The organism is Actinoallomurus spadix, from assembly GCF_024055725.1.
Lineage (GTDB): Bacteria > Actinomycetota > Actinomycetes > Streptosporangiales > Streptosporangiaceae > Actinoallomurus > Actinoallomurus spadix.
In genome coordinates this window covers 145686-157566 of the sequence record NZ_JAMXMX010000007.1, presented here as the reverse complement: position 1 = coordinate 157566, position 11881 = coordinate 145686, and the positions used below count along the sequence as shown (strand labels likewise).

9 protein-coding genes are annotated in these 11881 nt (G+C 72.7%); 5 read left to right on the top strand and 4 right to left on the bottom strand.

The window, feature by feature from the left end:
• Positions 1-32 precede the first annotated feature (32 nt).
• The 3 genes from NE235_RS12380 to mfd form a co-directional block, all read right to left on the bottom strand.
• Positions 33-959 (bottom strand): MazG family protein, encoded by a 927-nt coding sequence (locus NE235_RS12380; protein ID WP_252802062.1) that lies wholly within the window; start codon positions 957-959, stop codon positions 33-35.
• Complete coding sequence (locus tag NE235_RS12375; protein ID WP_252802060.1) at positions 947-1630, bottom strand: hypothetical protein; 684 nt, start codon at positions 1628-1630, stop codon at positions 947-949. Before NE235_RS12375 ends, NE235_RS12380 begins: the two co-directional genes overlap by 13 nt.
• Positions 1631-1723: 93 nt before the next feature.
• The gene (gene mfd / locus NE235_RS12370; protein ID WP_252802058.1) at positions 1724-5308 is read right to left on the bottom strand and encodes a transcription-repair coupling factor; all 3585 of its coding nucleotides are present in this window, start codon (positions 5306-5308) and stop codon (positions 1724-1726) included.
• A gap of 205 nt (positions 5309-5513) precedes the next feature.
• On the opposite strand from mfd, the gene NE235_RS12365 reads away from it, so the two are divergent.
• The 3 genes from NE235_RS12365 (at position 5514) to NE235_RS12355 (ending at position 8933) form a co-directional block, all read left to right on the top strand.
• Positions 5514-6218, top strand: a complete 705-nt coding sequence (locus NE235_RS12365; RefSeq protein ID WP_252802056.1) for a class I SAM-dependent methyltransferase — start codon at positions 5514-5516, stop codon at positions 6216-6218.
• A 61-nt stretch (positions 6219-6279) separates the two neighbouring features.
• Positions 6280-7836 carry an adenylyl-sulfate kinase gene (cysC, locus tag NE235_RS12360; protein ID WP_252802054.1) on the top strand — a complete coding sequence of 519 codons (1557 nt, stop codon included), beginning with the start codon at positions 6280-6282 and terminating at the stop codon, positions 7834-7836.
• Positions 7837-7940: 104 nt separating this feature from the next.
• Positions 7941-8933: a sulfite exporter TauE/SafE family protein gene (locus tag NE235_RS12355; protein WP_252802052.1), complete on the top strand. Its 993-nt coding sequence runs from the start codon at positions 7941-7943 to the stop codon at positions 8931-8933.
• A gap of 100 nt (positions 8934-9033) precedes the next feature.
• Here NE235_RS12355 and NE235_RS12350 read toward each other — a convergent pair whose 3' ends face one another.
• Positions 9034-9489 carry an ATP-binding protein gene (locus NE235_RS12350; protein ID WP_343886130.1) on the bottom strand — a complete coding sequence of 152 codons (456 nt, stop codon included), beginning with the start codon at positions 9487-9489 and terminating at the stop codon, positions 9034-9036.
• Positions 9490-9804: 315 nt separating this feature from the next.
• On the opposite strand from NE235_RS12350, the gene NE235_RS12345 reads away from it, so the two are divergent.
• Positions 9805-11157, top strand: coding sequence for a sensor histidine kinase (locus NE235_RS12345; protein WP_252802048.1), 1353 nt, complete (start codon positions 9805-9807; stop codon positions 11155-11157).
• Complete coding sequence (locus NE235_RS12340; protein ID WP_252802046.1) at positions 11154-11837, top strand: response regulator transcription factor; 684 nt, start codon at positions 11154-11156, stop codon at positions 11835-11837. The genes NE235_RS12345 and NE235_RS12340 overlap by 4 nt, the downstream gene beginning before the upstream one ends.
• Positions 11838-11881: the final 44 nt, after the last annotated feature.

The following is an 11881-nucleotide window of genomic DNA, read 5'->3' as shown; positions in this document are numbered from 1 at the left end:
CGGCCATCGCCGCGGCCGTCCGGTCTCGCCGGTTATCGGCCCTGATGCCGCTCGACCCGCTCCTGGAAGCGGCGGGCGGCGGCGCGCAGCTCGGCCTCGGGGTCGCGGCCCTCCTCGCGGAGCCGGCGGACGAGTGCGAACAGGTCCGCGCCCGCGCCGTCGTCGGCGAACAGCTCCTCCGGCACGTCCGCCTTCGCGGCGCGCCGCTGCAGCTGCGCCGCGAGTGAGAGGGCGGGCTGGGCCATCGGGACCCCGTGGAAGATCGAGGCGTCCTCGCCCCGCTCCGCGGACTTGATCTTGTCCCAGTTCGCGTTGACCTCGTCGGCGTCCGCGACCGTGACGTCGCCGAACACGTGCGGATGGCGGCGGACGAGCTTCTCGATGATGCCCTCGGTCACGTCGTCCACGGTGAAGTCCGCCGACACCTCCGAGTGGAACACCACCTGCATGAGGACGTCGCCGAGCTCCTCGCGCAGCGCCTCCAGGTCACCACCCTCGATCGTGTCGATGACCTCGTACGCCTCCTCGAGGAGGTACGGCGCGAGGGAGGCGTGCGTCTGCTTGCGGTCCCAGGGGCACTCGCGGCGCAGCGTCTCCATCACCGCGACGAGGTCGAGGAACCGCGCGCCGGGCAGGTCGTACGCGCCCTGCACGACCTCGACCTGCGGGGGCTCGTCCATCCCGACGAGGAGCGAGCCGACCGCGCGCATCAGCGCCTCCTCGCCGTCGGGGCCGGCGAGCCACACGACCGTGCCGGACGACGCCTCGCGGACCAGGGCGGCGGCGTCCGGCTCCACGATCTCCACCGGAACACCGGCGTCGCGGACGTACGGGAGTTGCGGGTGCTCGCCGTCGCCGGCGAGCACCCGGTCCGCCGAGCGCAGCGTCTCCCAGGCGGCCCAGGTCAGCTGCCCCGGCGCGACGCGCGGCGAGGAGGCGAGGAAGGTCAGGCCTGGCACGAGACTCCACCGCTCGTGGTCGGCGTGCCGGAGTCCGGCTTGGACAGGGTCGGGCAGACCGGGCCCAGGACCATGCGCTGGAAGTCGAACGAGCCGTAGCGCGGGTTGACCTCCAGCCTGAGGCGGTGGCCCGCCCGCTGGTAGCTGCCGGCGGCCTGCTCCAGCGCCCGCTGCTGTGACTGCTGATCCTGTGCGGTGTTCACGCCGTACTTCTGGAAGACCGCGCCGCGGAGAAGGATCGACTTCACCCAGTCGCGGCCGTACTCGACCGGCAGGCCCTGCGCGAGCACGTTGGCGTCGATGGCGGGCTTCCCGCCGTTCTGCGCGATGACCGCGTCGACCTGGCCGCCGCTGATGCTCACGCCTTCGGCGCGCGCGACCTCGTTCCAGACCTTCATGTCGACGAGTTGGTAGAGGGCGCTGCGCTGCGGGGAGGACGGGTCGAACGGTATCTGCTTGCCCTGGGCCTGCGCCTGCTGGGCGACCTGCTGCGCGGCGGGGTACTTCGGGAGCTCCTTGGACCACTCGTCGACCGTGGAGTTCAGCTTCGCGATCGTGATGCGGTCGTTCCCGACCAGGGCGGCCGCCCCCGTCTTCACGGGGCCGCAGGCGGTGAGCGCCGCGCCGGCCAGCCCGGCGGCGATCATGATCTTGAATGGCTTACGGATCACAGCGTCCTTCTCGATTCCTCGCCCGCGGGGGTCGCGGGGTACGTCCGGCACCGGGGGTCTCCTCGCCCCGACTCGTCATCTGGCCACGGCACGTCATCGGGCCACGGGATCTGGCAGGAACAGCGCCTCCACCAGATCGGTACACCATTTCAGCAGCTCCTGGTCGCGCAGCGGACGCCCGCCGAGCGGAGCGGTCTTGGGCACCGGCACCAGCAGGGTATTCGTCGCCGCCTTGAGGATGCTCTTCGGGTACAGGCGCTGCAGCCGCACCGTACGCGACTCCGGCAGGCTCACCGGTGAGAACCGGATGTGGTTGCCCTGCAGGGTGACGTCCGTCAACCCGCCCCGGCGGGCCAGCGCCCGGAACCGCGCGACCTCCAGGAGGTTCAGCACCGGCACCGGCGGCGGCCCGAACCGGTCCGCCAGCTCGTCGCGGACGGCGACGATCTCGTCGTCGTTCTGGATCGCCGCGATCCGGCGGTACGCGTCCAGCCGCAGGCGCTCGCCCGGGACGTACTCGTGCGGGATGTGCGCGTCGACCGGCAGCTCCACCTTGACCTCGGGCGTCTCGGGCACGCCCTCCTCGCGCAGCTCGCGCACGGCCTCGCCGACCATGCGCACGTACAGGTCGAAGCCGACACCGGCGATGTGCCCGGACTGCTCGGCGCCCAGGACGTTGCCCGCACCCCGGATCTCCAGGTCCTTCATCGCCACGAACATGCCCGCGCCCATCTCGGTGTGCTGGGCGATCGTGGCGAGCCGCTCGTGCGCGGTCTCGGTCAGCGGCGTCTCGGGCGGGTACAGGAAGTAGGCGTACGCGCGCTCCCGGCCCCGGCCGACGCGCCCGCGCAGCTGGTGCAGCTGCGACAGGCCGTACATGTCGGCGCGGTCGACGATCAGGGTGTTGGCGTTCGGGATGTCCAGGCCGCTCTCCACGATCGTGGTCGCGACGAGGACGTCGTACTCCTTCTCCCAGAAGTCGACCATGATCTTCTCGAGCTGGTGCTCGTTCATCTGGCCGTGCGCGACGCCGACCCGCGCCTCCGGCACCAGCTCGGTCAGGTGCTTGGCGACCTTGTCGATCGAGCGGACCCGGTTGTGGACGAAGAAGACCTGGCCCTCGCGGAGCAGCTCCCGCCGGATGGCCGCGGCGATCTGCTTGTCGTCGTACGGGCCGACGAACGTCAGGACCGGGTGCCGCTCCTCCGGCGGGGTGAGGATCGTCGACATCTCCCGGATGCCGGTGAGACCCATCTCCAGGGTGCGCGGGATCGGCGTGGCCGACATGGCGAGCACGTCGACCTGGGTGCGCATCTCCTTGAGGCGCTCCTTGTGCTCGACGCCGAACCGCTGCTCCTCGTCGATGATGATCAGCCCGAGGTCCTTGAACCGGGTCTCCGGCGACAGCAGGCGGTGCGTGCCGATGACGAGGTCGACGGTGCCGTCGGCGACGCCGCGCAGCGTCTCGGCGACCTCCCGGTCGGTCTGGAACCGGCTGATCGGCTTGATCACCACGGGGAACGACGCGAACCGCTCGGTGAACGTCGACAGGTGCTGCTGCACCAGCAGCGTCGTCGGCACCAGCACGGCGACCTGCTTGCCGTCCTGCACGGCCTTGAAGGCCGCCCGCACCGCGATCTCGGTCTTGCCGTAGCCCACGTCGCCGCAGATCAGCCGGTCCATCGGGACGGGCTTCTCCATGTCGGACTTGACCTCGTCGATGGCGGCGAGCTGGTCCGGCGTCTCGATGTACGGGAAGGCGTCCTCCAGCTCGCGCTGCCACGGGGAGTCCTGCTGGAACGCGTGCCCCGGCGACGCCTGCCGGGCGGAGTAGAGGCGGATCAGCTCGCCCGCGATCTGCCGGACGGCCTTGCGCGCCCGGCCCTTCTGCTTCTGCCACTCGGCGCCGCCGAGCCGGTGCAGGCTCGGTGCCTCGCCGCCGACGTAGCGGGTCACCTCGTCGAGCTGGTCGGTCGGCACGAACAGCCGGTCGCCCTTGGCGTACTCGATGATGAGGTACTCGCGGGTGGCGCCCTGCACCGTCCGGCTGGCCATCTCGACGTACCGGCCGACGCCGTGCTGCTCGTGCACGATGTAGTCGCCGGGGGTGAGCTGCAGCGGGTCGACGCCGCCGCGCCGCCGCGACGGCATGCGCCGCATGTCCTTGGTCGAGGACTTCTGCCCCGACAGGTCGGTCTCGGTGAGCACGGCGAGCTTGACGGCGTCCCAGACGAAACCGTGGTCGAGCAGGCCGCAGGAGACGTTGACGATCGCCGGCTCCGGCGCGCCGGGCAGCTCCGTTACCTTCGCGCCCAGGCCCTCCTCGCGGACCACCTCGGCCAGCCGCTCGGCCGGGCCGTGGCCCTCGGTGACGAGCACGACCCGCCACTCCTCGTGGATCCAGCCCTTGACGTCGGCCATCACTCGCTGGGTGTCGCCCCGGTAGGACTCCGCCGCCCGTGCCCCGATCCGCAGCGCGCCGTCGTCGCCCGCGTCCGGCGCCTCGCCGGCGGCCACCTCGGTGAGCTCACCGGTGGCGGCGGAGTACTCGCGGCGGGTCCGGCCGGTGCCCGTCGGCTCGGCGCTCGCGAACGGCGTGATCGTCCACCACGCCAGCCCGAGCTCCGTCGTACGGTCGCGGACCTCCTCCAGGGTCCGGAACGCCGCCGCGCCGAGGTCGATGGGGGCCTCGCCGCCGGCGGCGGCGTTCACCCAGGACGCCTCGAGGAACTCCTGGCTCGTGCTGACCAGCTCGGCGGCGCGCGTGCGGATGCGCTCGGGGTCGCAGACGACCAGCGAGGAGCCGGCCGGCAGCACGTCGAGGAGCAGCTCCATGTGGTCGGCGAGGACCGGCGCGAACGCCTCCATGCCCTCCACCGCCGCGCCGTCGGCGATCTGCTGGAGGATGTCGGCGAGCGCCGGGTGCTCGGCCGCCAGCGCGCGGGCGCGCTCGCGCACGGCCTCCGTCAGCGGCAGCTCACGGCACGGCGGCGCCCACAGCCCGTCCTGGGCGACCTCGAGCGAACGCTGGTCGGCCGCCTTGAAGTAGCGGACCTCCTCCACCTGGTCGCCCCAGAACTCCACCCGCAGCGGGTGCTCCTCCGTGGGCGGGAACACGTCGAGGATGCCGCCGCGGACGGCGATCTCACCGCGCTTCTCGACCAGGTCGACGCGGTTGTAACCGGCGTCGACCAGGCGGCGCACGGCGTCGTCGAGCTCGGCCTCGTCCCCGGGGCGGAGGCGTACGGGCTCCAGGTCGCCGAGGCCGGCGACGATCGGTTGCAGCACGGCCCGGACCGGGGCGACGACGGCCTGCAGCGGCCCGGCCGCCGGGTCGTCGGGGTCGCCGTGGGCCAGCCGCCGCAGCACGGCGAGGCGCTGGCCGACCGTGTCCGACCGCGGCGACAGCCGCTCGTGCGGCAGCGTCTCCCAGGCGGGGAAGTGCGCGACCGCGGCCGGATCGAGCAGGCTCGTCAGGGCCGCGGTCAGGTCCTCCGCCTCCCGGGCCGTCGCGGTGACCATCAGGACGGTACGCCCGCGCTCACGGGCCAGCGCGGCGCCGAGGAACGGGCGCAGCGCCGGCGGCGCGACGAGGTCCAGGTGGGCGTCGGCGCTCTTCAGCGCACGAACGAGCGCGGGATCGGCGGCGGCGACGTCGAGCAGTCCGGAAAGGGTCATGGGCTCATCAAGGGTCAGGCAGGCAGCGTGAGGGCCCGAGAGTGATCTCACCCCGGGGTCCCCAGCCTACGCGTCGCCGGTACCACAACCCGCAGCGCCCCGGTCAAGCGGGTGGTTCGGAAACCGCCGATGACCGATGACGCCGACGACACGGACAATGCCGAATGGGGCCACACTCCGCGAGCGGACGGCTACGCTCCGGGGCGTGACCGAGCTGCGGACCCCGCCGATCTCCGATTCCGACGTCTTCCACCGGCGCGTTCGCGAGTACGCCGACGAGCGGCCGTACGAGCGACTGCGCGTCCTGGACGCGGGCTGCGGCCGGAGCGCGCCGCTCGACCTGCACCCCGCCGAGTGCCACGTCACCGGCGTCGACGACGACCTGCCGGAGGCGCGCGCGGGCGTCCGCGCCCGCCGCGACCTCGACGCCTGGCACCTCGGGGACCTGCGCACGGTGCCCATGCCGCCGCGCGTCTACGACATCGTGCACGTCTCGCACCTGATCGAGCGGGTCCCGCACGCCGAACTGATCCTCGACCGGTTCGTCGCGGCGCTCCGGCCCGGCGGACTGATGCTGGTCCGGGTACGGGACCGCGACAGCGCGTTCGGCCGGCTCGACCGGGTCGCCCCGGGGTGGCTGCGCTCCGTCCTGTGGCAGCGCGACACCCCGCCGCGGCCGGTGTACGAGCGGGTGGCCTCGGCGGCCGGTATGCGGGCGTACTGCCTGATGCGGGGCCTGGTCGTCGTCGAGGAGCACACGTCCGCCGGGATGACGGCCCGGTCGGGGACCATCGTCCGGCTGCTGTGCCGGGCGGTGGGCGTCTTGTCCGGGAATCGCGCGACCTCGGCGTACAGCGACGTCGCCATGGTGATCCGCAAACCGGAGAATCGCTACGCCCGCATCATCTGAGGTGACGCCGCCAGAGCGTAGAGTGCAATGGTCAACGGTCGAATCACGATCGGAGCCTGCGTTGACGACGGAAGCCGGCGACCTACGCGACCTGCCGAGCCTGACGCCCGGCCCGGCCGAGCTGGCCGACCTCGAACTGCTGCTGAACGGCGCGTTCCAACCGCTGACCGGTTTCCTCGGCGCGGTGGACGCGGCGACCGTGGCCGCCGCCGGGCGGCTGGCGGACGGCACGCCGTGGCCGGCGGCCGTGACGCTGGCCGTCCCGGAGGACCTCACCAAGGAGGAGCGGGTCGTCCTGACCGACCCGGAGGGCGTTCCGCTCGCGATCCTGCACATCGCCGAGACCTGGCAGGACAACGTGTCACCGGCCGGGTTCCCCGGGGGCGATCCGCTCCGGGCGTCGGAGACGACGTCCTGGCACGCGGCCGGCCGGGTCGAGACGCTGGCCCTGCCGGAGCACGGGACGTTCCGGCGGCTCCGCCTGACCCCGCGCGAGGTGCGCGCGGAGCTGGCCGGGGCGACGACCCTGGCGCTGGCGACCCGCGGCCCGTTGCACCGGCGGCACCTCGGCCAGCTGCGCCAGCTCGCCGAGAAGCTCGACGCGCGGCTGCTGCTGATGCCGTTGATCGGCGAGGGTCACGACGACGCGCTCGTCCGCGCCCTGCTGGCCGTCCGCCGCGAGCTGCCGGCCGGCACGCTCGTCGTTCCGGTCCCGCTGATCGAGCGGCCGGGCCGTGACCTGGCCCTCGCGGCCCACGTCGCCGCCGCGTACGGCGCCACCCACTTCTTCCTGGAGCCCGCCGCCGGCGCGGAGGAGGCCGCGCGGGCGGGCGCCCAGGCCCTGCCGCTGACGAGCGGGCAGCTCCCGATCGAGCCGGTCACGCCGGAGCCGTGGGCGTACGACGAGAGCGTCGAGGTCTGGCGGCCGGTCTCCAAGATCGAGCCTGACCACATCCGGCCCGAGCCGACCGAGGCGGAGCTCGCCGCGATGCTGGACCGCGGCGAGAAGATCCCGGAGTGGTTCACGCTGCCGGCGGTCGCGGAGGAGCTGCGCCGGGCCAACCCACCGCGGCATGAGCGGGGTCTCACCGTGTTCTTCACGGGACTGTCCGGCTCGGGCAAGTCCACGATCGCCCGCGGGCTCGCCGACGCGCTCGTCGAGCGGGGCGGCCGCACGGTCACCCTCCTGGACGGCGACGTCGTCCGCCGGCTGCTGTCGGCCGGCCTGACGTTCTCCCGGGACGACCGGGACCTCAACATCCGCCGCATCGGCTACGTCGCCGCCGAGATCACCCGGCACGGCGGGGTCGCGATCTGCGCGCCGATCGCGCCGTACGCCGCGACGCGGGCGGAGGTGCGCCGGATGGTGAACGCCGCGGGCGACTTCGTCCTGGTCCACGTGGCCACGCCGCTGGAGGAGTGCGAGCGCCGCGACCGCAAGGGCCTGTACGCCAAGGCGCGGGCCGGCCTGATCCCGGAGTTCACCGGCATCTCCGACCCGTACGAGCTGCCGGACGACGCCGAGCTCACGATCGACACCTCGCAGCTGACGCCCGAGGCCGCGGTGGAGCGGGTCCTCGACCTGCTCGTCGCCGGCGGCTGGGTGCGCTCCGAGTAAGGAGTCCGTCACCGAACGCCAACGGGGACCTGCCTGGCGCTCCCCGGCCATCACCGTTTAACCTGAGTGTCCGACTTTCCCGATATAACGGGTAGGGCATACGGATGCACTTCGATTATCAGATGGCCCTGGGATCGTTCCTGGTCGCGATCGTGGTGGGACTGACCGGCATGGGCGGCGGCGCCCTGATGACGCCGATGCTCACGGTCTTCTTCGGCGTCCCGCCGCTCACCGCCGTCTCCAGCGACCTCGTCTCCGCGGCCGTCATGAAGCCGGTCGGCAGCCTCGTGCACCTGCGCCGCGGGACGGTCAACCTGCGCCTCGTCGCCTGGCTGTGCGCCGGATCGGTACCGACCGCGTTCTGCGGCGTCCTCCTCGCCCGCGCCCTCGGGCACGGCAGCCACGTGCAGGACGTCATCGAGATCGCCCTCGGCGTCGCGCTGCTCATCGCCGCCTCCGGACTCGTCATCCGCAGCTACCTGACGATGGCCGCCGGCGGCCCGCGCCGCGCGGCCCGCGCCACCGGCTCCCCCGAGGACGGCGCGTCCCCGGCGGCCGTTTCCGTACGCCCGATCCCGACCATGCTGGTCGGAGCGGTGGGTGGTCTCGTCGTCGGCATGACCTCGGTCGGCTCCGGCTCGCTGATCGTCGTCGCCCTCCTCGCCCTGTACCCGAAGCTCACCGCCAACCGCCTCGTCGGCACCGACCTGCTGCAGGCCGTGCCCCTGGTCTGGTCCGCGGCGCTCGGCCACATCCTGTTCGGCGACTTCCAGCTCAGCGTCACGCTCGCGCTGCTGGCCGGGTCGATCCCCGGCGTCTTCCTCGGCTCGCTCGCGTCGTCCCGCGCCCCGGGCGGCCTGATCCGGTGGGCGCTGGCCTTCGTCCTGCTGGCGTCGGCGCTGAAGATGTTCGGCGTGCACACGACGCCGATGGCGTGGGCCCTGATCGCCGCCGTGGCCGGCGGCACGGCGGCCTGGTCCCTCCTCCGCACCTGGAACGGCCTGCCGCCGTTCCCCCTCCCCCGCCACGACGCGCCCTCCCCGAGGGCCGTCCCGATCCGCCGCTCCGAGAAGGACCCGTCCGTCGTCCCGCACTGACCCGGTCCCTGCCGCCGCGGTCCAGGAGGCGTCGCGAGGGTTCACCGCCGCCCGACCCTTACCGCCGCCCCCACTCATCCGGTCGAATCGGACGAGGCGCTCATGTCCAGATCTCCTTGACCTCACAGGGAAGATCCGCAGGGGTGGCGAGCCGGCCTTCGCCCTGACTCGGCAGGATCGCCCAGACGCACTTGCCCGAGGCCGCCAGGCGAGAGCCCCACATCCCGGAAAGGCAAGCGATGAGATGCATTCCCCGCCCGGACTCCTTCTCGAAATCGATGGGTACGACTTTCGGCCGGTCGGGAGAGTCGTCCCACATCTCCAGCCGTATTCGCCCGCCGTTCCAGTCGATGGCGGCGACGAGTTCTCTGGACGCGGCGTGCAGGAGTGCGTTGTTGAACAGCTCTCCGATGATCACGGTGGCGTCTTCGATCTGATCGGCGCGCCCCCAGGCTCTCAGCCGGGACTCCACGAAGTCTCGGGCCGTCCCTGCGGCGGCCCTGACGGGAGGGAGGTGCCTTTCGTAGCGGTGCTGAACGTGTGGGGCGACTGTCATGCCGATCTCCGTGTGTCCGGCTCTGAATTCACTCAGCGTGACGCCTCGATCACTGGCGAGGAAGCGGATTCGGCTCTACCCTCGACAAGTGCGGCCCCCACCGCACCGGGTACGGAAGGGTGTGAGTCCCGATGCCAGCACGCATGACCGGCCGGGCGTACTTCGGCCGAAGGCTGAGAACGGCTCGCGAACGGCAGGTTCCGAAGCTGAGCCGGCGTGCTCCACTCCACCACCTGGTGGAGATGGCGAAGCACGAACATGTGATCATCCAGGGGCGGGAGTGCGTCGCGGGGTGATCGTCCGTACGGTGGGGGCGTGGACCTCACACGGCTGCGTCGTCGGGCGGAAGCGGTTCCGCCGTGGGCCGGCGAGGCGATCCTGTGTACGGCCGCCCTGGCGGTGACCGTCTACCGCATCGGTACGGCGGCGCCGGACGGTGGTGAGCGGAGTCCCGATGCCTGGGCCTACGGGATCGGGCTCGCGATGGCCGTGGTGCTGCCGGTCCGCCGGCGCAGTCCCGCTCTGGCGCTCGGCGCCGTCTTCCTGTTGTGGGTGATCTACCACATCGCGAACTATCCGGGCGGGGCGCCTGCCATTCCGGTCTGGATCGCGCTGTTCTCGGTGGCCGCCGCACCGCGGCGGAGAACGGGGCTGGCGCTCGCGGGCTGGCTGATCGTGTCGGACGCGCTGGCCCGGACGAAGTCCACCGGCGCCAGCCTGTTCGACGCGGCGCTCGACGGATCGACGGTGGTGTTCGTCGCGGCGCTCTTACTGGGCGATTCCGTACGCAGCCGTCGCGCGCGGCGCGCCGAGTACGAGGCCCGGCTGGCGCTGCTGGCCGCGCACCGGGACCAGGCCGCCGCGCAGCGGCTCACCGAGGAGCGGATGCGCATCGCCCGTGAACTCCACGACGTGTCCGCGCACACGATCGCGGTGATCAACGTGCAGGCGAGCGTGGCCGCCGAGCTGCTGACCGAGGCCCCCGACCAGGCCCGGGAGGCACTCGAGGCGGTCCGGCGGGCCGGTGGCGAGGCGCTGGCCGAGATGCGGGCGACCGTCGGCGTCCTGCGGGAGCCGGACCGCGCGGAGGGCGACCTGGCACCTCCCGCTCCGGGCATCGACCGGCTGCCGGACCTGGCCCTGGCCGGTGCCGGGAGCGGGCCGCGCGTCGACGTGCGGGTCGAGGGCGAGCGCCGTCCGCTGCCCCGTCTGGTGGAGTTCACGGCCTACCGGATCGCGCAGGAGTCCCTCACCAACGCATTGCGTCATTCCGGCGCCGGCCTGGTGGAGATCCTGGTCCGGTACAAGGAGGCCGGGCTCGTCCTGGAGGTCCGCGACGACGGCGGCGGAGGTGACGACCGCCCCCGGAAGGGGCCCGGGTGGGCCGGGGAGGGCGACCGCCGCACCGGCTGGCGGGGACGGGTGACGGAGGACGACGGCCGTACCGGCGCGCCCGGGCGGGCCACGGGCGGTAACGGCCTGCGGGGCATGGCCGAACGCGTGGCGGGCCTGGGCGGCCGGTTCAGCGCGGGCCCGTTCGAGTGGCCCGGCGGCGCGGGACGGGGGTTCCGGGTGCGCGCCTGGCTGCCGGCCACGAACGACGACCCGGCGACGCGCACGAGGGTGTCCCGAGCGGGCGACCGGACGCGAGGCGAGGAGACGACGTGACGATCCGTGTGCTGGTGGCCGACGATCAGGCGCTCGTTCGGGCCGGGTTCCGCGTCCTCCTCGACCGGACGGAGGACATCGAGGTCGTCGCGGAGGCCGCCGATGGAGAGGAGGCCATCACCCTGACGCGGACGCACCGCCCGGACGTCGTGCTCATGGACGTGCGGATGCCCGGCACGGACGGGCTCGTCGCAACGAGACGGATCCTCGCCGACGAGCGGACCCCGGACGTCAGAGTGATCGTCCTGACCACCTTCGACCTGGACCAGTACGTCTTCGCCGCGCTGCATGCGGGGGCCAGCGGGTTCCTGCTCAAGGACATGGATCCCGACACTCTTCGACAGGCGGTGCGCACGGTGTTCGCCGGGGACGCCCTTCTCGCGCCTCAGGTGACCCGCCGGTTGATCTCGGCCTTCGTGGGGCGGCCGGGCGGGCCGTCCTTCGACCCGGCCCTGTCAGCGACTCTCACCGGCCGGGAACGCGAAGTCGTGGCGCTCGTCGCCGAGGGCATGTCCGACCAGGGCGTGGGCCGGCGGCTAGGGATGAGCCCCGCGACCGCGAAGACCCACGTCAACCGGGCGATGACCAAGGTAGGGGCGCGGGATCGTGCCCAGCTGGTGGTGTTCGCCTATCGGTCGGGGCTGGCGGTGGCGCCACCCGGCGTACCGCCTTCGGGGTAATTCCGGTACCGCGAAAGCCGTATCGCATCGCGCCGTGAAGCGGA

Bases quoted from the DNA above. Each gene is read 5' to 3' on its own strand.
- NE235_RS12355 (WP_252802052.1), top strand. From the start codon at position 7,941: ATGCACTTCGATTATCAGATGGCCCTGGGATCGTTCCTGGTCGCGATC.
- mfd (WP_252802058.1), bottom strand. From the start codon at position 5,308: ATGACCCTTTCCGGACTGCTCGACGTCGCCGCCGCCGATCCCGCGCTC.
- NE235_RS12350 (WP_343886130.1), bottom strand. From the start codon at position 9,489: ATGACAGTCGCCCCACACGTTCAGCACCGCTACGAAAGGCACCTCCCT.